Below are 20,745 nucleotides of genomic sequence, written 5' to 3' on the forward strand. Positions count from 1 at the left end.
TTAGCGCTTAGGTGAAATTATGACAAATAACGATACGACTCTACAACTGAGCAATGTTCTTAACCAGGAATGTACACGCGCTGGCGTTCACTGCCAAAGCAAGAAACGCGCGCTGGAAATCATCAGCGAACTGGCGGCAAAACAGCTCAGCTTGCCCTCTCAGGTGGTATTTGAAGCCATTCTGACGCGTGAAAAAATGGGCAGTACCGGCATCGGTAATGGAATTGCTATCCCGCACGGAAAGCTGGAAGAAGACACGATGCGCGCAGTTGGCGTGTTTGTGCAACTTGAAACGCCAATTGCTTTCGACGCCATTGATAATCAACCCGTCGATCTGCTTTTCGCCCTGCTGGTTCCGGCAGACCAAACCAAGACGCATTTGCATACGTTGTCGCTGGTCGCCAAACGTCTGGCCGATAAAACCATCTGCCGCCGCCTGCGCGCAGCCCAGAGTGACCAGGAGTTGTATCAAATCATCACGGACACCGAAGGTGGACTGGATGAAGCATAACAACCCAATGGCATCCTTTTTTGTCGTTGTGAGGAGAAACAGTACATGGTACTGATGATCGTCAGCGGTCGTTCGGGGTCAGGAAAATCTGTCGCCCTGCGAGCGCTGGAAGATATGGGTTTTTACTGCGTGGATAACCTTCCCGTAGTGCTGTTGCCCGATCTGGCTCGTACTCTGGCCGATCGCCAGATTTCTGCGGCCGTCAGCATTGATGTGCGCAACATGCCTGAGTCCCCAGAGATTTTCGAGCAGGCAATGAACAATCTGCCTGAAGGCTTCTCACCACAGTTGCTGTTCCTTGACGCCGATCGTAACACCCTGATTCGCCGCTACAGCGACACGCGTCGCCTGCATCCTCTTTCCAGCAAGAACTTATCTCTGGAGAGCGCTATCGATAAGGAAAGCGATTTGCTGGAGCCTCTGCGCTCTCGTGCTGACCTGATCGTGGATACCTCCGAAATGTCCGTGCACGAACTGGCGGAAATGTTGCGTACCCGCCTGCTGGGCAAGCGTGAACGCGAATTGACGATGGTATTCGAATCCTTTGGTTTCAAACACGGTATCCCAATTGATGCGGATTACGTCTTTGACGTGCGTTTCCTGCCTAACCCGCACTGGGATCCGAAGCTGCGCCCGATGACCGGTCTTGACCGCCCCGTCGCCGCCTTCCTTGATAGGCACACAGAAGTACACAATTTTATCTACCAGACTCGCAGCTATCTTGAGCTATGGTTACCCATGCTGGAGACCAACAACCGCAGCTACCTCACCGTAGCTATCGGCTGTACCGGCGGGAAACACCGTTCGGTGTATATTGCAGAGCAGCTGGCAGACTACTTCCGCTCACGCGGTAAAAACGTACAGTCACGCCATCGTACGCTGGAAAAACGTAAATCATGACCGTGAAGCAAACCGTTGAAATCACGAATAAGCTGGGTATGCATGCTCGCCCAGCCATGAAACTGTTTGAATTGATGCAGGGTTTTGAAGCAGAAGTTTTGCTGCGTAATGATGAAGGAACGGAAGCCGAGGCAAACAGTGTTATCGCTCTGCTGATGCTGGATTCCGCCAAAGGGCGTCAGATAGAAGTTGAAGCCACGGGTCCACAGGAAGTGGAAGCCCTGGCAGCGGTGATTGCCCTGTTTAATTCAGGATTTGATGAAGATTAGTCGAGTACCTGAAGTGCTGCGCTCATCAGGCCTACACGGCAACGTCACTCTCCCGTAGGCCGGATCCGTATCCGGCAATAAACCCATTAATACAGCTTATTTTCCCGCATAAACGACTCACCGCCTAGCTGGCGCATTTGGCGCATAATCCACGCCTGACGGCTACGTACATAACCAGAAGGCGCATTCGCTTTAAAACGCAAAGGATTGGGTAATACCGCAGCCAGCAAGGCCGCTTCAGACAGACTCAGCCGACTGGCTGGCTTATGGAAATAGCGCTGCGCCGCTGCCTCCACGCCGAAAACCCCATCACCAAACTCAGCAATATTCAGGTAAACGGTCAGAATACGCTTCTTGCTCCAGACGGTTTCCATACCCAGCGTTAGCCCGGCTTCGAGACCTTTACGCACCCAGCTACGTCCATCCCACAGAAAGAGGTTTTTTGCCGTCTGTTGCGATAACGTCGACGCCCCGCGAATACGGTTTTCATTACGTTCGTTGTGCGCCAGCGCTTTCTCTATGGCGGAAACATCGAATCCCCAGTGCTCGGGAAACTTCTGGTCCTCCGCGGCGATCACCGCCAGTCCCATCCACGGTGAGATCTCATCCATGCTCACCCAGTCTGAGTGCGCCACATAACCGAAATCACCGGACAGCCATGCGCTCAGTTGCCGCTCGACCATCACGGCAGAGAAAGGGACTGGCATCACGCTGAAAAGTGCGATGCCCCCGCCCCAGAATACGGCGAGGACAACGACCGCCCGCAGAAAGATACGTCGCAGAAAGGCGGTAACTCCTTTTCTCATTCAGCCAGCACCAGCACACGTGATACCAGTTTATCGATACCACTCGCGGCCTGAGCGATGTCCTGCGCCAGCATATAGGCGGGAGTAGTGACGATTTTGTTGTCTTCATCAACGACAATGTCATCAACCGGACAAGGCACATGCTCAGCGCCCATCACTTCCAGCACCTCTGCCGTATCAATATCAGTACCGATGGTCAGACGCAGCGGAAAGTCAAAAATTTTAGGTAACATGGCAGGCGCAATGCACATAAATCCCAGCGGCTTACCCGCCTGATGCATAGCCACCGCCAGCGCAGCTAAGTCGCTATCAACCCAGCACTCACTTCCCTGGCTGGCAAAATTGCTCAGATTTTTGGCCGCGCCAAACCCGCCTGGCACAATCAACGCATCCAGTTCCGTTGAGACTGCCTGAGCAAGTGGGCGAATATCACCGCGTGTTATACGGGCGGCTTCAATCAGCACATTACGCGTTTCCTGCATCGGCTCACCGGTCAGATGATTAATCACATCCGCTTGTTGTTTATCCGGTGCGAAACAGACGGCCTGAGCACCGTTGCGGGCAATCGCCAGAAGCGTGAGAACAGTTTCATGGATCTCTGCGCCGTCATACACGCCGCATCCGCTGAGCACTACACCCACTTTTTTCATCGTGATACTCCTTTCTCAACTGGCTGAAACATATTAGTTATTATGATTTAAATGCTACGCTTCACACATTTAACTGATTCATGTAACAAATTATTTAAGATTTGCTATCTTAACTGCGTGCGGCCTGAAAATTAGGGCTGCGCCCTTGTAAACAATGATAATAATTTACGGCGCAGCCACGATTTCCCTGGTGTTGGCGCAGTATTCGCGCACCCCGGTCAAGCCGGGGTCATTTTTTTTCCACGCTCGCCACCCAGGCCTTCAATACCGCCACGTCGTGCTGCCACTCCTGCTTCATCTCTTCAATCCATTCAGCAACATTATCTTCCCAGGCTGGAAGGTCTGGCGACTGGATTTGCTGACCTAACTGTTGCAGGTGGCGCAGCCCCACGGAACCTGCCGCGCCTTTAATTTTATGGCCTTCCTCAACAACGCCTTTTTTATCCCGTGCGGTCAGATTGGACTCCAGCACGCTCAAATATCCCGGCATCATCTTCTCAAACACCGCCAGCCCGTCGGTTATTAACTTCGGTCCCACCAGCTCGAGGTATTGTTCCAACATAGGAATATCTAACAGCGCTTGCGATTTACTGCTCTCTTCAGATGTCACAGTGCTCTCCTCTTTGTTTCGGGTATCCCAGTATTTTTTGATCATGGCGGTTAACGCCGGAACCGACAGCGGCTTACTCAGCACATCGTCCATTCCCGCGTCCAGATACTCTTTTTTATCTTTCAGAACGTTGGCGGTAAGCGCAACCAGCGGCGGCAGGTCCTCACGGGCGTATTTTTGCGTCAGCTCGCGCGAGATATCCAGACCGGTCATATCCGGTAGCTGAATATCCAGCAGCACCAAGTCATATTCGCCCGGCGTGAACATTTCCAGCGCGGCTTTCCCGGTCATGGCGACATCCACGCTGTTGCCCAGTTTTTCCAGCACTGAACGCGCGACAATAACGTTCAGTTCGATATCTTCCACCAGCAGCACATTCAGGGCTGGCAGCGGCATGTCGTCGTCTTCAAAGGCGTCCTCAATCTCTTCCGCTACCGCAGGCGCATGCACGGTCAGCGTAAAGATGGAGCCTTTGCCAGCCTGGCTGGAGACCGTAATATCACCGCCCATATTTTTCGCCAGACGCTTCGATACGGCCAGTCCAATCCCGGTTCCCGTTGCCGGTTTGCCGCCATTGCTGTCCTTCACCTGATAATACATGGCGAAGATTTTATCTTGCTCATCCTGCGGAATACCGATCCCGGAATCTTCAACCTCGAAATGCAGTATATTCCCCTGGTCATAGCGCGCCCGCACGGTTACCTGCCCCTGCTGGGTAAACTTCACGGCGTTGCTGATCAGATTCCACAGAATCTGGCGCAAACGCGTGCCGTCGGTAATGACCTTATGCGGTAGTGGTAACGTCGGCTCAAGCACAAAACGCAGCCCTTTTTGCTGCGCCTGCAGGCCAGAGAGGTTTTCCAGATCCGCCATAAAGCTGGTGAAATCGATCGGCTGGTTATCGAGCTGAACTTTACGTCGCTCCATCTTATCCATGTCGATAATATCGTTGAAAATATTCCCCAGCGTCACGGCAGAGACGTGGATTGTTTTCAGGTATTTTTCCTGCTCAGCGGTCAGATCCGTATCCAGCAGGATCCGGCTTAAGCCGACAATGCCGTTAAGCGGAGTGCGCAGTTCGTGGCTGATGGTAGAAATGAAGGTGGTCTTATCGCGGCTGGCACGCTCTAACGCGTCCTGATAACGCTTACGCTCGGTAATATCGCGCCCAAAACCCATCAGACCATGCCGCTTACCTACGCGGTCATAGTAAGGCACTTTGCGAATTTCAAAGCAGGCTTTGCGCCCGTCCGGATAGTCCAGCCACTGTTCGTAGGTGAGCGAGACGTTATGACGGAACACCTTCTCGTCGGTTTCAATGACCTTTTCTGCCGCCTCAGGGGAGTAAACATCAGCCGGTTTTAAATTCACCAACTGCTTTTCGCTCTTGCCGGTCAGCAGTTCCATGGCACGGTTACAGCCGGAAAATTCTTTATCTTCATTACGATAAAAAACCAGATCCGGCGAGGCATCAAGGAAAGAGCGTAAAAAGGAAGACTGCTGCTCAAGCTGAATCTGCGCTTCTTCGCGCTCTTTGATTTCAACCTTCAACTGCTCGAACGTATCCTGGCGCTCCGCTTCGGCTTTTTCGCGCTCAACAATTTCCTGATTAAGCTGGGCAATATTATCTTTCAACTGCACATTGAGCTTGAGATCGCGCTCGCGCATCTCTTCCAGCTTTTGTACCAGTCGTGACAAGCGTTGCCGGGACTCTTCCAGTTGCTCCACCACCACTGACAGAAAATAGACGGCCCAGGGGGTAATTAACAGACCAAAAAAGATAGAGCGGATAACATCAATGCTTTCTACCTGGCCATGCAGCACCATGGTGACAGCCATCTGCACCACAATCGCCAACACGACCAGCGCCAGCGCCAATAACAGCGAAAAGCGCACCAGACCCAATTTCATCATCAGGTCGACGTAATATTGCGCCAGCATACGGATTTGCTTCATAGAGGGTTCCTTCACGACAACTTGGCACAATAATACTCAATTCTCAGCGTGACGTTGAAGATTGTGCAAGAAATGCGGAGGTTATCGGTGAAATGACCGAGGAGAGATTCAACGTGGGCCTGATAAGCGTAGCGTCATCAGGCAAGCAGGCGCAGATTGCCGGATGGTTAGCCCCCAGGCTGAATCCACGGAGTGCCAAGCGCAGAGCCTTGAACACCATGAGCATTGAGATAGCGATCCAGTTCGACCATCCCGGTCCAGCGGTTTTCACACCATAGCGGAGCCAACAGCATTGGGCGACGCGCGCTGGCAGAGATTCGATGATAAATCACCTCTGGCGGCGTATGGCGGATCATCTCCCCGGCGGTAACCGTGTAGTCGTCCAGTTCAATTCCGTTCAGCCGTCCGGCTTCCCAGGCCTTTGCCATCGTACTGCCTTTCACAATATGCAGCGGATGCAGCTTAATACCGTCAACGCCCGTCTCCACCACTCGTTCCATGGTTTGCAGACAGTCTGCCTGTCCTTCTCCCGGCAGACCAACAATCAGGTGTGAGCACACTTTCAGCCCGCGCTCGCGCGCCAGCCGCGTGGTGTTCTGATAGCAGGCAAAATCATGGCCGCGGTTAATCCGGTGCAGAGTTTTGTCATGCGCGGTTTGCAGACCGAGCTCCAGCCATACCTCATAGCCGAGGTCTTTATACTCACAAAGCAGATCGAGTACCGCATCCGGCACGCAGTCGGGGCGCGTCCCAACGCATAACCCGACGATGTTGGCCTGGCTGACCGCCTGTTGATACATCGAACGCAGCACCTGTACTTCCGCAAAGGTGCTGGTATAAGCCTGGAAATAGGCCAGATAGCGTCTGGCGCGATTGACCAACTGCGCCTGATGCTCAAGCTGCTCGGCAATTGAATGGTGCTGCTGTGCTTCATCGGCAAACGAGGCGACATTACAGAAAGTACATCCGCCGCGTCCGATGGTGCCATCACGGTTTGGACAGCTAAAGCCGCCGTGCAGCGTGAGTTTATGAACCTTTTGCCCATAACGGCGAGAAAGATCCCCACCAAACATATTGACTAATTTCTGTAACTGCATAATCTGGTAGACCGCGCCTTGAAAAGAGGCCAAAGCCTGCCATTTTTTGCCCCAGTCGGCGATGACCTGGATCAATCGCCCTGGCGAGCCTTTATTTATTGCATAACAAATCAAAATAATCGAAATTTCATTCACTCAAAATATAATTACTTTTCCTTATATCCAGCTGTTTTTTTTATCTTCTTATACTCTCAGCGTAAAAACAGTATCTTTAAGACGCCAAAACTCTAAAAACCAGCATAAAATGCCAAGTATATCGATAAACAAAGGGAGGACGAGAGATATCCGGCCTCTCTTACAGTGAGACAGATCACACTTCCCAGGGCATCCTCCTCAGGTTATATCAATGTATAAAACCCTTTTATTTCAATATTTTCATAAAGTTAATTGCCCAATAGCACATTTTTGCATAAATAAGATTGCCATTTGACCTGTGTGTGGATTCCCGATAACTTGGAAATCCGCTGGAAGCTTTCTGGATGAGCAGTCTGCTCATCATATTTATGCAGTAATTGAGATTCCCTCTGAAGCAAGTCCTCAAACTTGTTTGACCTGTGCGAAAAGGATAAAGAGGGCGAATGCGAGGTAAGCGTATGACACGCAAACCCCGTCGCCATGCTCTTGGTGTGCCCGTGCGCAACGGTCCAGATGGGAATCCCGCAGAGCCTGGGGAGGTTCACTGATATGTTGTACGATAAATCCCTTGAGAGGGATAACTGTGGTTTCGGCCTGATCGCCCACATAGAAGGCGAACCTAGCCACAAGGTAGTGCGTACCGCCATACACGCACTGGCCCGCATGCAGCACCGTGGCGCAATTCTTGCCGATGGAAAAACCGGCGATGGTTGCGGCCTGCTGTTACAAAAACCTGACCGCTTTTTCCGCATCGTAGCGCAAGAGCGCGGCTGGCGTTTAGCCAAAAACTACGCCGTCGGCATGATCTTTTTAAATAAAGACGCTGAGCTGGCAGCGGCTTCTCGTCGCATTGTAGAAGAAGAATTACAGCAGGAGACCCTGTCGATTGTCGGCTGGCGCGACGTGCCGACTAACGAAGGTGTTCTCGGTGAAATTGCGCTCTCCTCCCTGCCTCGTATCGAGCAAATTTTTGTTAATGCCCCTGCGGGCTGGCGTCCGCGTGATATGGAGCGTCGCCTGTTCATCGCGCGCCGTCGTATCGAAAAACGCCTCCAGGAAGATAAAGACTTCTACGTCTGTAGCTTGTCGAACCTGGTCAATATCTATAAAGGTCTGTGTATGCCGGCGGATCTGCCGCGCTTTTACCTGGACCTGGCGGACCTGCGTCTGGAATCGGCCATCTGCCTGTTCCACCAGCGCTTCTCCACCAACACCGTACCACGCTGGCCGCTGGCGCAACCGTTTCGCTACCTGGCGCACAATGGTGAAATCAACACCATCACCGGCAACCGCCAGTGGGCGCGCGCTCGTACCTATAAATTCCAGACGCCGCTGATCCCTGATCTGCACGACGCCGCACCGTTCGTTAACGAAACCGGCTCCGACTCCAGCTCAATGGATAACATGCTGGAACTGCTGCTGGCTGGTGGGATGGATATCATCCGCGCCATGCGTCTACTGGTGCCGCCGGCCTGGCAGAATAACCCGGATATGGACCCGGAGCTGCGCGCGTTCTTCGACTTTAACTCCATGCACATGGAGCCGTGGGATGGTCCGGCGGGTATCGTTATGTCCGACGGTCGCTTTGCCGCCTGTAACCTTGACCGCAACGGCCTGCGTCCGGCGCGCTACGTCATCACCAAAGACAAGCTGATTACCTGCGCTTCTGAAGTCGGGATCTGGGATTATCAGCCGGATGAAGTGGTTGAGAAAGGTCGCGTCGGCCCAGGGGAGCTGATGGTTATCGATACCCGCAGCGGGCGCATTCTGCATTCGGCTGAAACCGATGACGATCTGAAAAGCCGCCACCCGTACAAAGAGTGGATGGAGAAGAACGTCCGCCGTCTGGTGCCTTTCGAAGACCTGGCTGACGATCAGGTCGGCAGCCGTGAACTGGACGATGACACCCTCGCCAGCTACCAGAAACAGTTTAACTACAGCGCTGAAGAGCTGGATTCCGTTATCCGCGTGCTCGGTGAAAATGGTCAGGAAGCGGTCGGTTCAATGGGTGATGATACCCCGTTTGCCGTGCTCTCCAGCCAGCCGCGCATCATTTATGACTACTTCCGCCAGCAGTTTGCCCAAGTCACCAACCCGCCGATCGACCCGCTGCGTGAAGCGCACGTCATGTCGCTGGCCACCAGCATCGGTCGTGAGATGAACGTCTTCTGCGAAGCCGAAGGTCAGGCGCACCGTCTGAGCTTTAAGTCGCCGATCCTGCTGTACTCCGATTTCACCCAGCTCACCACCATGAAAGAGGAGCATTATCGCGCTGACCGACTGGATATCACCTTCGACGTGACTGAAACCACGCTCGAAGAGACCGTCAAAGCATTGTGCGATAAGGCTGAACAGATGGTGCGTAACGGCACGGTGCTGCTGGTGCTCTCTGACCGTAATATCGCAAAAAACCGCTTGCCGGTTCCGGCACCGATGGCCGTTGGCGCAGTACAAACACGTCTGGTAGAACAAAGCCTGCGTTGCGATGCCAACATCATCGTTGAAACCGCCAGCGCCCGTGACCCGCACCATTTTGCCGTTCTGCTCGGTTTTGGCGCGACGGCCATTTATCCGTATCTGGCGTATGAAACGCTGGGACGTCTGATCGACACTCAAGCGATTGCCAAAGATTACCGGACCGTGATGCTGAACTACCGTAACGGCATCAACAAGGGTCTGTACAAAATCATGTCCAAAATGGGCATCTCGACCATCGCCTCTTACCGCTGCTCGAAGCTGTTTGAAGCCGTTGGTCTGCACGATGATGTTGTGGCTTTATGCTTCCAAGGCGTGGTCAGTCGCATCAGCGGCGCGGGTTTTACCGACTTCCAGCAGGATCTGCTGAACCTCTCCAAACATGCCTGGCTGGCGCGTAAGCCTATCAGCCAGGGCGGTTTGCTGAAGTACGTTCACGGCGGCGAATACCACGCCTACAACCCGGACGTGGTGCGCACGCTGCAACAGGCAGTACAAAGCGGCGAGTACAGCGACTATCAGGAATATGCAAAGCTGGTCAATGAGCGTCCGGCGGCCACGCTGCGCGATCTGCTGGCGATTACACCTGGCGATGAAGCCGTAAGCATTAGCGAAGTAGAACCCGCAACCGAACTGTTTAAACGCTTTGATACCGCAGCGATGTCTATCGGGGCATTAAGCCCGGAAGCACACGAGGCGCTGGCCGAAGCCATGAACAGCATCGGCGGTAACTCGAACTCCGGTGAAGGCGGCGAAGATCCGGCGCGCTACGGCACTAACAAGGTGTCGCGCATTAAGCAGGTGGCTTCCGGTCGCTTTGGCGTAACCCCAGCGTACCTGGTCAATGCTGATGTCATTCAGATTAAAGTCGCTCAAGGCGCGAAGCCGGGCGAAGGCGGTCAGTTACCGGGTGATAAAGTCACCCCGTACATCGCCAAACTGCGTTATTCGGTGCCGGGCGTGACGCTGATCTCCCCGCCGCCGCACCACGATATCTACTCTATCGAGGACTTAGCGCAGCTGATTTTCGACCTGAAACAGGTCAACCCGAAAGCGATGATCTCGGTGAAGCTGGTTTCCGAACCAGGCGTCGGCACTATTGCGACCGGCGTGGCGAAAGCCTATGCGGATCTGATTACCATTGCCGGTTACGACGGCGGTACCGGGGCAAGCCCACTCTCCTCGGTAAAATACGCGGGCTGCCCGTGGGAGCTGGGGCTGGTGGAAACTCAGCAGGCGCTGGTGGCTAACGGTCTGCGTCACAAGATCCGTCTGCAGGTCGATGGCGGTCTGAAAACCGGCGTCGATATCATTAAAGCGGCAATTTTGGGTGCAGAAAGCTTCGGTTTCGGCACCGGCCCCATGGTCGCGCTGGGCTGTAAATACCTGCGTATTTGCCATCTAAACAACTGCGCAACCGGCGTGGCAACTCAGGATGACAAACTGCGTAAGAACCACTATCACGGCCTGCCGTTCAAAGTGACTAACTACTTTGAATTTATCGCCCGCGAAACCCGCGAGCTGATGGCGCAACTGGGCGTGAAACGTCTGGTGGATCTGATTGGTCGTACCGACCTGCTCAAAGAGCTGGAAGGGTTTACCGCCAAGCAGCAGAAACTGGAGCTGTCTCGTCTGCTGGAAACCGCTGAACCGCATCCAGGTAAAGCGCTGCATTGCACTGAAAACAATCCGCCGTTTGATAACGGCGTGCTGAACGCCCAGCTGCTACAGCAGGCGAAACCGTTTGTCGACGAGCGCCAGAGCAAAACCTTCTGGTTCGATATCCGCAACACCGACCGTTCCGTCGGCGCATCGCTGTCGGGCTATATCGCTCAGACGCATGGCGATCAGGGGCTGGCATCTGACCCGATTAAAGCGCACTTCAGCGGTACCGCAGGCCAGAGCTTCGGCGTGTGGAACGCGGGCGGCGTGGAGCTGTATCTGACCGGCGATGCCAACGACTATGTCGGTAAAGGCATGGCGGGCGGCCTGCTGGCAGTGCGTCCTCCGGTTGGCTCTGCTTTCCGTAGCCATGAGGCGAGCATCATTGGTAACACCTGCCTGTATGGTGCTACCGGTGGCCGCCTGTTTGCTGCGGGTCGTGCGGGTGAGCGTTTTGCGGTGCGTAACTCCGGCGCTATTACCGTGGTTGAAGGTATTGGCGACAACGGCTGTGAATATATGACCGGCGGCATCGTGTGTATTCTCGGCAAAACCGGCGTCAACTTCGGTGCAGGCATGACCGGCGGATTCGCCTACGTGCTCGACGAAGACGGTGAATTCCGCAAACGCGTGAACCCGGAACTGGTAGAAGTACTGAGCGTGGACTCGCTGGCTATTCATGAGGAACACCTGCGCGGTCTGATTACCGAGCATGTACAACATACCGGTTCTTCACACGGCGAAGAGATCCTGGCGAACTGGCCAGCATTCTCGGCGAAATTCGCGCTGGTAAAACCGAAATCCAGTGATGTGAAAGCACTGTTGGGTCACCGTAGTCGTAGCGCAGCAGAGCTGCGTGTGCAGGCGCAGTAAGGGGTAGCAGCAATGAGTCAGAACGTATACCAATTTATCGACCTGCAGCGCGTTGATCCACCGAAGAAACCGCTGAAGATCCGTAAGATCGAATTTATCGAGATCTACGAGCCGTTTTCCGAAGGCCAGGCCAAAGCACAGGCTGATCGCTGTCTTTCCTGCGGCAACCCGTACTGCGAGTGGAAGTGCCCGGTACATAACTACATTCCGAACTGGCTTAAGCTGGCGAATGAGGGACGTATTTTTGAAGCGGCAGAACTGTCGCACCAGACTAACACTCTGCCGGAAGTCTGTGGCCGAGTGTGCCCGCAGGATCGTCTTTGTGAAGGATCCTGCACGCTAAACGATGAGTTCGGTGCGGTGACTATCGGCAACATAGAGCGCTATATCAACGATAAAGCGTTCGAGATGGGCTGGCGTCCGGATATGACTGGCGTTCGCCAGACGGACAAGCGCGTGGCGATCATCGGTGCAGGTCCGGCGGGCCTGGCCTGTGCTGATGTGCTGACCCGCAACGGCGTGAAGGCGGTGGTATTTGACCGCCACCCAGAAATCGGCGGTCTGCTGACCTTCGGGATCCCGGCATTCAAGCTGGAGAAAGAGGTCATGACCCGTCGCCGTGAAATCTTCACTGGTATGGGCATTGAGTTCAAACTAAACGTGGAAGTGGGCCGCGACGTGCAGCTTAACGATCTGCTGAAGGATTACGATGCCGTGTTCCTTGGTGTAGGTACCTATCAGTCGATGCGCGGTGGGCTGGAAAACGAAGACGCTTCCGGCGTATTTGATGCCCTGCCGTTCCTGATCGCCAATACCAAACAGTTGATGGGATTTGGCGAAAGCAGTGATGAGCCGTACATCAGCATGGAAGGCAAACGCGTCGTTGTTCTCGGCGGTGGCGATACCGCGATGGACTGCGTGCGGACCTCGGTTCGCCAGAACGCGGCACACGTAATCTGCGCCTATCGCCGCGACGAAGAGAACATGCCGGGTTCCAAACGCGAGGTGAAAAACGCGCGTGAAGAAGGCGTCGAGTTCCAGTTCAACGTCCAGCCTTTAGGCGTGGAAGTGAATGCCAACGGTAAAGTGTGCGGCGTGAAAATGGCGCGCACCGAAATGGGCGAACCGGATGCGAAGGGGCGTCGCCGCGCGGAGATCGTCGCCGGTTCCGAGCACGTTGTTCCGGCTGATGCGGTGGTACTGGCGTTTGGCTTCCGCCCGCACAGCATGGAGTGGCTGAAAGAGCACAGCGTCGAGCTGGATTCTCAGGGCCGTATTATTGCTCCGGAACGCAGCGATAACGCCTTCCAGACCAGCAACCCAAAAATCTTCGCTGGTGGCGACATCGTGCGTGGTTCGGATCTTGTAGTCACCGCGATTGCCGAAGGTCGTAAAGCGGCAGACGGTATCCTGAACTACCTGGAAGTGTAAGTAAGCGTCCTCTGGCATCTCATCTTCAAACGCTGATGAGATGCCAGATTCCTCGCAATACCCCTGCCCCCTCCCCTCTATCAACACCGTGAAAGAGAACTAAAAAAACATACGGAAACGTTTGCTTTATTCTGAGAACTGTATATTATGCGGCGGATTTTTTGGGCAAAATTCATGGAGGCGTTGTGTCGCAGGACAACAATTATAGCCAGGGCCCCGTCCCTCTGGCGGCGCGGAAGGGCGTGATTCCACTAACGTTTGTCATGTTGGGACTCACATTTTTTTCCGCCAGTATGTGGACCGGTGGCACACTCGGTACCGGTCTTTCCTATAATGATTTCTTCCTTGCAGTTCTCTTCGGTAATCTTCTCCTCGGTATTTACACTGCATTTCTCGGTTTTATCGGCGCAAAAACAGGGCTCTCAACCCACCTTCTGGCACGTTACTCATTTGGTTTGAAAGGTTCATGGCTTCCCTCACTGCTCTTAGGCGGTACACAGGTAGGCTGGTTTGGCGTTGGTGTGGCCATGTTTGCTATCCCGGTTGGCAAAGCGACGGGGATTGACGTCAATGTTCTGATTGCGGTTTCCGGTCTGTTGATGACCCTGACTATCTTTTTTGGCATCTCGGCGCTGACCGTTTTATCTATCATCGCCGTACCTGCCATCGTCGTTCTTGGCAGCTACTCCGTCTGGCTGGCGGTGAGCGATGTTGGCGGTTTAGACCATTTAAAAGCGATAGTGCCGCAGACACCGCTGAATTTCTCCACCGCACTGGCGCTGGTGGTCGGCTCATTTATCAGCGCAGGCACGTTAACCGCCGACTTTGTCCGCTTTGGCCGCAACGCCAAAGGTGCGGTACTGATTGCTATGGTGGCATTTTTCCTTGGCAACTCGTTGATGTTTATCTTCGGCGCTGCGGGTGCCGCCGCTGTTGGACAGGCGGACATCTCTGACGTGATGATTGCTCAGGGCCTGCTGCTGCCCGCGATTGTGGTGCTCGGCCTGAATATCTGGACCACCAACGACAATGCGCTCTACGCTTCAGGTTTGGGATTTGCCAATATTACCGGCCTTTCCAGCCGTTCGCTGTCGGTGGCTAACGGTATTATCGGCACACTGTGCGCACTGTGGCTTTACAATAACTTTGTCGGTTGGCTGACATTTTTGTCGGCAGCGATTCCTCCAATTGGTGGAGTGATTATCGCCGACTATCTGCTGAACCATCGCCGATATGCCGACTTCAGCAAAGCACAATTTATTTCCGTAAACTGGATAGCTATCCTGTCCGTTGCACTGGGCATTGCCGCCGGTCACTATATTCCCGGTATCGTGCCCGTCAACGCCGTACTCGGCGGCGTATTCAGCTATATCCTGCTGAACCCACTTTTCAATCGCAGCCTTGCTAAATCACCAGAGGTCAGCCATGCAGAATAATAACATCACCATTCGTCAGGCGCGTTTACAGGGACGCGAAGGATTGTGGCAGCTCACGGTTGAAAACGGACGCTTCAGCCGAATTGAGGCTCAGGACGCCGTTACGTTGCCGCAGGGGGAAGTGCTTGATGCCGAAGGTGGCCTGGCAATCCCACCGTTCGTTGAGCCACATATCCACCTGGATACCACGCAAACCGCGGGGGAGCCGAGCTGGAACCAGTCTGGTACGTTATTTGAAGGCATTGAGCGCTGGGCCGAACGTAAGGCAATGCTCACTCACGATGACGTGAAAGCGCGCGCCATGCAGACTCTTAAGTGGCAGATGGCCAACGGCATCCAGTATGTCCGCACTCACGTTGACGTTTCCGACCCAACGCTGACCGCGCTGAAAGCCATGCTGGAGGTGAAGCAAGAAGTCGCTCCGTGGGTAGAGCTACAGATTGTCGCGTTCCCGCAAGAGGGCATTCTTTCTTATCCCAACGGTGAAGCGTTATTAGAGGAAGCCGTGCGTTTGGGGGCCGACGTCATTGGCGCTATCCCCCACTTTGAATTTACGCGTGAATATGGCGTGGAGTCGTTGCACAAAATTTTCGCCCTCGCGCAAAAATACGACAGACTTATCGACGTGCACTGTGACGAAATTGACGATGAGCAATCACGCTTTGTTGAAACCGTCGCGGCGCTGGCCCATCGCGACAATATGGGCGAGCGCGTGACCGCCAGCCATACTACGGCAATGCACTCCTATAACGGCGCGTATGCTTCCCGTCTTTTCCGCCTGTTGAAAATGTCCGGCATTAACTTTGTCGCGAATCCACTGGTGAATATTCACCTGCAAGGGCGCTTTGACACGTATCCTAAACGCCGCGGCGTCACACGCGTCAAAGAGATGCTGGAGGCGGAGATCAACGTCTGCTTCGGCCATGATGACGTCTTCGATCCGTGGTATCCGCTGGGCACCGCGAATATGCTGCAGGTACTGCACATGGGGTTACATGTGTGCCAGCTGATGGGATACGGACAAATTAACGATGGCCTGAATCTGATCACCACCCACAGCGCGAAAACCCTGCACCTGCAGGACTACGGTCTGAGCGTGGGGAATTCCGCGAACCTGGTGATTTTACCGGCAGAGAATGGGTTTGACGCGGTTCGTCGCCAGACGCCTGCACGTTATTCCATTCGTCACGGGCGAATCATTGCCGAGACTGTGCCGAGCCAAACGACGCTGCATCTGACGCAGCCAGAAGCGGTGACGTTTAAGCGCTAGGTTGTAATATCCGGTGTCGGATGGCGCAAGCCTTGCCATCCGACACCGTCACTCTCATCGTCAGGTGTGTAATAAACTGGCGCGCACCTTGATCACCACCTTTTTGATGTCCATCGGAGCCTGTACCACGCAGCCCGGCTTATGCGGCTCGCCCGGCATAAAAATCACAAATCTTCCCGGCTTCAGTACCATCGCCTGCTCATCGGCAATCTGGCTACACAGCTGATAATCATCCTCCACGTGCATCTCTTCGCACTGACGAGCAGAATCAGCCATCCCGAACAGAATGCGTTCTTCACCAGATAACAGCACCTGAATATCAATGTACTCCCTGTGCAGTTCCGCTTTCTTTTGCTCCGGGCTCTGCGTTGCAAATTGCATAACATTCATAAAAATATTATCGCCCTGCAACTCGTAGCGCCCTGGCGTTTTCTCCTGCGGATTCGCCGCAACAGCCAGCGTTAACGCCTGCTGCAAGACCGGATGTAATCCGGCAGAAGGCAATGAACGCAACTCATCTGACATCATAATCAATCTCCCTGGGCCAACAGCGCGGCCCCCAGTAATCCAGCGTCATGACGGTAATGCGCCGCCCGTAATTCTACGTGGTAAGCCGAAGGCTCTTGTGCCAGATAGTTTTCCACCAGCGCCAGATACCCTTCTGCCAGCCCCACGCTGCCGCCAATCACCACAATCTGGCAATCGATCGTGGCCTTCACATCGGCGACAAGCCTTGCCAATGTACGTGCCGAACGATGGATCAACCGACTGGCCTGCTCATCACCCTGCCCGGCGCGGCTAAAAATGGTTTTGGCGTCGCATCCAGCAAGCGCGCCTTCGGCAGCCGCCGCGATCCCACGACCGGAAGCGATCGCCTCGACACAACCCACACGCCCGCAACCGCACACCGGCCCATGCGGATCAGCCAGCGTATGTCCCAGATGCCCGGCCAGACCGCCAATCCCGGTCAGCAGCTTCCCATCATTTACCACCCCGCCGCCTACACCGGTGGAGACGGTGATAAACACCATATCGCGGTACTCGCCGCCAAGCGCATGATACTCAGCCCACGCCGCGGCCTGCGCGTCATTGACTGCCAGCGTCGGCAAAGCGGTGAGATCTTTTAGCGTTTGCACCAGAGGAAAATGCAGCAGCCCGCCGAGGTTGTGCGGGTTCAGCGCCAGTAGAGAACCGTCGCGGATAATCCCCGTTGAGGCGATCGCCACCCGCGTTGCCTGCCCCTGTAGCAGCGCAACCAGTGCTTGTAACGCGGCACGCAGAGCATCCGGTGTTTTGCTGGCGGGCGTCGGCAATTCATGACGCTCTTGAATTTGCAGGCTGCTGTCTACCAGTGCGACAGCCAGTTTGGTGCCGCCAATATCAATCGACAGCGTGGTCATAGCACCGCCTTTTTAAGCGCTGTGTTGTACCACTGGCAAATGTGCTCCAGCCGGGTAATGGCTGAGCCGACTGTCACCGCCCATGCGCCATGACGCATCGCCTCAGCGGCCTGCGCTGGCGTGTTGTAACGTCCTTCAGCAATCACCCGACAACCCGCGTCGCTTAAAGACTTCACCAGAGCCAGATCCGGCTCTTCGGGCGTTTCTGGCGTGGTATAACCAGAAAGGGTAGTGCCAATGATTTCGGCACCGAGTTTCTGGCAGGCCATGCCATCCGCCATGGACGAACAGTCAGCCATCGCAAGGCGTTGGTGATGATGAATACGTGCCAGTAAGGTTTCTACAGGTACCGGACGTACGCGATCGGTACCGTCGATGGCGATGATGTCAGCGCCTGCCTGCGCTAACGCATCAACATCCTCGAGATATGCGGTGATGCGAACCGGAGAGTCATCAAGGTCACGTTTGAGAATGCCGATAATCGGCACCGAAACTACCGCCCTGGTCGCTTTCAGGTTTTCCACCCCTTCAATGCGTAACGCCACCGCGCCAGCCTGTTCTGCGGCCAGCGCCATCGCCGCAACAATTTCCGGTTTATCTAACGGGCTGTCAGGAACAGGCTGGCAGGAGACAATCAGCCCGCCGTTCGCGGCAATCTTGATATCCAGTTGTTCAAGTAACGACATGCTTATTCCCTTATGACTATTGCCCGGCGCAGGACCGGGCAAACGGATTAACTTTTGGATTTCACCATGGTGCTTTTGTCGCCGCCGAACGGCACGGCCCCGCTAAACGGTTTGCCATCAATGGCATCATGCGTACGCAATGCTTCAGGCCGCAGCCAGCGCTGTACGCGAGACGGCATATCGAGACCAATCAGCAGGATCACCACAAATGTCAGGCCGAAAGAGAGCGATCCCAACGCGGTGCCCAGATCCAGTCGTTGGGCAATCAGCGCACCGATGATCGGTGCCAACGCCCCGCCCAGTGCACCCACGTTGTAGGTGAAGCCCAGACCCGCCGCACGCTGGTCGGTATCGAAATAGCCGCCAATCAGTTTTGGTAAGATCCCGGAGATCCCCTGACCGAGCATTTGCTGGAAAAACAGCAGTAAACCCAGTACCCAGACGTTTGAGCCGCCAATCGCAAACACTGGAATAATCAGCAACTGCGAAGCCAGCAGACTGCAGACATAGGCCTTACGCGTGCCCAGCCAGTCGCCAAGAAAACCACCGACGCAACAACCGACCGCCGCGCCAAAGCCGCTAAAGAAGAGCACCCTGGCGACAGTGGAAGGGTCATACAGCAGTTCAGTTTTCAGATAGGTTGGCAGCAGCGCCTGAATCGGCCATGAGTAAAGGAAGGCAAACAGCACAACCACCATCAGCATGACGCCCGTCGGCCAGCGTTTCCCGCTGCTTTGCACCATAAAACTAATGAAGATAAACGCGCATATCAGGCCAAGGACCGCCACGATAGCCGCATTTTGCAGGTTGCCTGCAAAGCAGAACCACAGCGCGGTTGCGGCGGCGAGAGTCATCACAATATTGATAACCCGATGTTCGCCCCGGTAGAGAATGTCCACCATCGTGCGTACCGGCGCTTTGCCTTCGTGTTTCTCTTTCCAGTCTTCCGCTTCCGGAATATTTTTACGCAGCCAGAGGGCGAAGATAATCGGCAAAATGCCGATGAAGAACAGCGCGCGCCATCCCCAGACCGGGACCACCAGGCTGTAGACCTGGGCGGCGATCACTGCGCCTACAGAGAAGCCGGAAATCAGGAAGCCGCTGGCTTTGTTTCGCAGGTGCCTGGGCCAGCTTTCAATAACATAAGTTGCGCTGGAGCCGTACTCACCAGCCATCCCCATACCGATAACCAGGCGGGCGATAAACATGGTGGTGTAGCCCGGCGCGAAGCCGCAGGCCAGCGTCCCCACAGAGAACAGAATGATACTGGTGACCATCGCCAGGCGGCGTCCATAACGGTCGCCCATCGCGCCCAGCATTAACCCACCAAACCAGCGGGAGATAAAAGCGGCCGAGATCAGACTGGCCGCCTGCACCGTCGTCAGTCCGAATTCGCCTTGTACTTCCGTCAGCACAAGGGCGATTAATACAAAATCAAAACCATCAAGCAAATATCCCAGCCAGGCGGCGGAAAATGCCCGCCATTGCGCCCGATTGAGATGGCGATACCACGGGATGCTCTGGGTAGAAGTACTCATTTTACTCTCCCGACGATCTTTATTTTCGTTGTGGTGCCGGATGGCGGATTCGCCTTATCCGGCCTACGAGTCTTGTTTTTGCAGGCCGGATAAGCATTGTGCTATCCGGCGTCCGATCAGTCGCGTTCCAGCATTAATTGCTGGGCCAGCGCTTTCAGTTCCGGCAGATATTGTTCATCTACCGGGGCAAATGGTTTACGGCACAGCGGAACAGAAACCACGTCCATATAGTGCAATACAGTCTTCAGGCCGCGGAACACGCCAACCTTAATGAGCAGATCGATAACCTTATTGCACTCGGTTTGCAGCTTTTGCGCCGTCCGGATGTCGCCTTCTTTGAGCGCTTTCACAATTCCCTGATAACGCCATCCCATAATGTTGTAAGTGCTACCGATACCGCCATCAGCGCCCGCCAGCAGACCAGAAGCGAAGATCTCGTCATAACCGTTATAAAGCACCAGATCGGGGTGAGCGCGGCGGATCTGTTCCATCTGATAGAGATCGCCTGAGGTTTGCTTCAGCGCGCCAACGCCCGGCAACGTCACCAGCGTGTTGATCTGATCCAGCGTCAGTTTTACGCCGCTCAGCGCCGGGATGTTATAGACCACCATCGGCAAGCCATCAGCGGAATCAATAATTGCGCGGTAGTGATCGCAGTGCTCTTCAAAGCTGAACGGATAGTAAAACGGTGTGACGGCTGAAACCGCATCAAAGCCGTAGCGATGCGCGGCACTCGCCAGCTGTTGGCTCTCTTCGGTACTCACTGTGCCAACGTGAGCGATCAGCGTCACCTTGCCTTTCGCTTCTTCGGCAACAATTTCCAGTACCTGCTCTCTCTCAGCGCGGTTTTGGACAAATGCCTCACCCGTAGACCCACCGACATAGAGCCCGTCGATCCCTTGCCCAATGTTGAAACGCACCAGGCGGCGCAGGCTCTCAATGTCCAGTCGCTGTTGGCTATCGAATGGGGTTAACAACGCTGGCATTACGCCTTTTAAATCTCTTGCCATAGCTACCTCTGATGATGATTAGTGTTATCT

Annotated in this window: 16 protein-coding genes; 7 read left to right on the forward strand and 9 right to left on the reverse strand. The window is 54.6% G+C overall.

Annotated elements, in window-relative coordinates; genetic code table 11:
• Positions 1–19: 19 nt before the first annotated feature.
• Genes ptsN through npr form a run of 3 tightly spaced genes read left to right on the forward strand, consistent with a single transcriptional unit; the run spans position 20 to position 1,680 of the window.
• Positions 20–511, forward strand: a complete 492-nt coding sequence (gene ptsN / locus BZK42_RS16925) for a PTS IIA-like nitrogen regulatory protein PtsN (protein WP_016154690.1) — start codon at positions 20–22, stop codon at positions 509–511.
• A gap of 45 nt (positions 512–556) precedes the next feature.
• Positions 557–1,411 (forward strand): RNase adapter RapZ, encoded by an 855-nt coding sequence (gene rapZ / locus BZK42_RS16930; RefSeq protein WP_003025085.1) that lies wholly within the window; start codon positions 557–559, stop codon positions 1,409–1,411.
• Complete coding sequence (gene npr / locus BZK42_RS16935) at positions 1,408–1,680, forward strand: PTS phosphocarrier protein NPr (protein WP_003828770.1); 273 nt, start codon at positions 1,408–1,410, stop codon at positions 1,678–1,680. Before rapZ ends, npr begins: the two co-directional genes overlap by 4 nt.
• An 86-nt stretch (positions 1,681–1,766) precedes the next feature.
• Here the strand turns inward: npr and mtgA are convergent, their stop codons facing one another.
• From mtgA to mnmL, 4 genes are all read right to left on the reverse strand, one after another.
• The gene (gene mtgA, locus BZK42_RS16940) at positions 1,767–2,486 is read right to left on the reverse strand and encodes a monofunctional biosynthetic peptidoglycan transglycosylase (RefSeq protein WP_016157575.1); all 720 of its coding nucleotides are present in this window, start codon (positions 2,484–2,486) and stop codon (positions 1,767–1,769) included.
• A complete protein-coding gene (gene elbB / locus BZK42_RS16945) occupies positions 2,483–3,136 on the reverse strand; it encodes an isoprenoid biosynthesis glyoxalase ElbB (RefSeq protein WP_080859551.1) in 654 nt (217 codons plus the stop codon). Before elbB ends, mtgA begins: the two co-directional genes overlap by 4 nt.
• A 229-nt stretch (positions 3,137–3,365) precedes the next feature.
• Positions 3,366–5,702: an aerobic respiration two-component sensor histidine kinase ArcB gene (arcB, locus tag BZK42_RS16950; RefSeq protein WP_016154693.1), complete on the reverse strand. Its 2,337-nt coding sequence runs from the start codon at positions 5,700–5,702 to the stop codon at positions 3,366–3,368.
• Between the two features lie 167 nt (positions 5,703–5,869).
• Entirely contained in the window at positions 5,870–6,799 is a 930-nt protein-coding gene (gene mnmL / locus BZK42_RS16955; protein WP_143329703.1) for a tRNA modification radical SAM protein MnmL/YtqA, read from the reverse strand.
• A 684-nt stretch (positions 6,800–7,483) separates the two neighbouring features.
• On the opposite strand from mnmL, the gene gltB reads away from it, so the two are divergent.
• From gltB to BZK42_RS16985, 4 genes are all read left to right on the forward strand, one after another.
• Positions 7,484–11,944, forward strand: a complete 4,461-nt coding sequence (gltB, locus tag BZK42_RS16965) for a glutamate synthase large subunit (RefSeq protein WP_049040924.1) — start codon at positions 7,484–7,486, stop codon at positions 11,942–11,944.
• Positions 11,945–11,956: 12 nt separating this feature from the next.
• Positions 11,957–13,375 (forward strand): glutamate synthase small subunit, encoded by a 1,419-nt coding sequence (locus tag BZK42_RS16970; RefSeq protein WP_016154696.1) that lies wholly within the window; start codon positions 11,957–11,959, stop codon positions 13,373–13,375.
• Between the two features lie 185 nt (positions 13,376–13,560).
• Positions 13,561–14,811 carry a cytosine permease gene (gene codB / locus BZK42_RS16980; RefSeq protein ID WP_016154697.1) on the forward strand — a complete coding sequence of 417 codons (1,251 nt, stop codon included), beginning with the start codon at positions 13,561–13,563 and terminating at the stop codon, positions 14,809–14,811.
• On the forward strand, positions 14,801–16,081 hold the full coding sequence (locus BZK42_RS16985) for a cytosine deaminase (RefSeq protein WP_047358528.1): 1,281 nt from the start codon (positions 14,801–14,803) through the stop codon (positions 16,079–16,081). The genes codB and BZK42_RS16985 overlap by 11 nt, the downstream gene beginning before the upstream one ends.
• Positions 16,082–16,141: 60 nt before the next feature.
• Here the strand turns inward: BZK42_RS16985 and nanQ are convergent, their stop codons facing one another.
• From nanQ to nanA, 5 genes are all read right to left on the reverse strand, one after another.
• Positions 16,142–16,609 (reverse strand): N-acetylneuraminate anomerase, encoded by a 468-nt coding sequence (gene nanQ / locus BZK42_RS16990; RefSeq protein WP_047358529.1) that lies wholly within the window; start codon positions 16,607–16,609, stop codon positions 16,142–16,144.
• Positions 16,610–16,611: 2 nt separating this feature from the next.
• Complete coding sequence (nanK, locus tag BZK42_RS16995; protein WP_053389264.1) at positions 16,612–17,481, reverse strand: N-acetylmannosamine kinase; 870 nt, start codon at positions 17,479–17,481, stop codon at positions 16,612–16,614.
• The gene (locus BZK42_RS17000; protein ID WP_019077794.1) at positions 17,478–18,167 is read right to left on the reverse strand and encodes an N-acetylmannosamine-6-phosphate 2-epimerase; all 690 of its coding nucleotides are present in this window, start codon (positions 18,165–18,167) and stop codon (positions 17,478–17,480) included. Before BZK42_RS17000 ends, nanK begins: the two co-directional genes overlap by 4 nt.
• A gap of 47 nt (positions 18,168–18,214) precedes the next feature.
• Positions 18,215–19,705, reverse strand: coding sequence for a sialic acid transporter NanT (gene nanT, locus BZK42_RS17005; protein WP_016154702.1), 1,491 nt, complete (start codon positions 19,703–19,705; stop codon positions 18,215–18,217).
• 116 nt (positions 19,706–19,821) lie between these two features.
• On the reverse strand, positions 19,822–20,715 hold the full coding sequence (gene nanA, locus BZK42_RS17010; protein WP_016154703.1) for an N-acetylneuraminate lyase: 894 nt from the start codon (positions 20,713–20,715) through the stop codon (positions 19,822–19,824).
• Between the last annotated feature and the right edge of the window lie 30 nt (positions 20,716–20,745).

The organism is Citrobacter braakii (genome assembly GCF_002075345.1).
Lineage (GTDB): Bacteria > Pseudomonadota > Gammaproteobacteria > Enterobacterales > Enterobacteriaceae > Citrobacter > Citrobacter braakii.

What these genes read in the sequence shown, in the direction of transcription:
- BZK42_RS16985 (WP_047358528.1), top strand. Translation starts at nt 14,801, where the DNA reads ATGCAGAATAATAACATCACCATTCGTCAGGCGCGTTTACAGGGACGC.
- rapZ (WP_003025085.1), top strand. Translation starts at nt 557, where the DNA reads ATGGTACTGATGATCGTCAGCGGTCGTTCGGGGTCAGGAAAATCTGTC.
- gltB (WP_049040924.1), top strand. Translation starts at nt 7,484, where the DNA reads ATGTTGTACGATAAATCCCTTGAGAGGGATAACTGTGGTTTCGGCCTG.
- arcB (WP_016154693.1), bottom strand. Translation starts at nt 5,702, where the DNA reads ATGAAGCAAATCCGTATGCTGGCGCAATATTACGTCGACCTGATGATG.
- nanT (WP_016154702.1), bottom strand. Translation starts at nt 19,705, where the DNA reads ATGAGTACTTCTACCCAGAGCATCCCGTGGTATCGCCATCTCAATCGG.
- mnmL (WP_143329703.1), bottom strand. Translation starts at nt 6,799, where the DNA reads ATGCAGTTACAGAAATTAGTCAATATGTTTGGTGGGGATCTTTCTCGC.
- npr (WP_003828770.1), top strand. Translation starts at nt 1,408, where the DNA reads ATGACCGTGAAGCAAACCGTTGAAATCACGAATAAGCTGGGTATGCAT.
- BZK42_RS16970 (WP_016154696.1), top strand. Translation starts at nt 11,957, where the DNA reads ATGAGTCAGAACGTATACCAATTTATCGACCTGCAGCGCGTTGATCCA.
- nanA (WP_016154703.1), bottom strand. Translation starts at nt 20,715, where the DNA reads ATGGCAAGAGATTTAAAAGGCGTAATGCCAGCGTTGTTAACCCCATTC.
- nanK (WP_053389264.1), bottom strand. Translation starts at nt 17,481, where the DNA reads ATGACCACGCTGTCGATTGATATTGGCGGCACCAAACTGGCTGTCGCA.
- ptsN (WP_016154690.1), top strand. Translation starts at nt 20, where the DNA reads ATGACAAATAACGATACGACTCTACAACTGAGCAATGTTCTTAACCAG.
- mtgA (WP_016157575.1), bottom strand. Translation starts at nt 2,486, where the DNA reads ATGAGAAAAGGAGTTACCGCCTTTCTGCGACGTATCTTTCTGCGGGCG.
- nanQ (WP_047358529.1), bottom strand. Translation starts at nt 16,609, where the DNA reads ATGATGTCAGATGAGTTGCGTTCATTGCCTTCTGCCGGATTACATCCG.
- elbB (WP_080859551.1), bottom strand. Translation starts at nt 3,136, where the DNA reads ATGAAAAAAGTGGGTGTAGTGCTCAGCGGATGCGGCGTGTATGACGGC.
- BZK42_RS17000 (WP_019077794.1), bottom strand. Translation starts at nt 18,167, where the DNA reads ATGTCGTTACTTGAACAACTGGATATCAAGATTGCCGCGAACGGCGGG.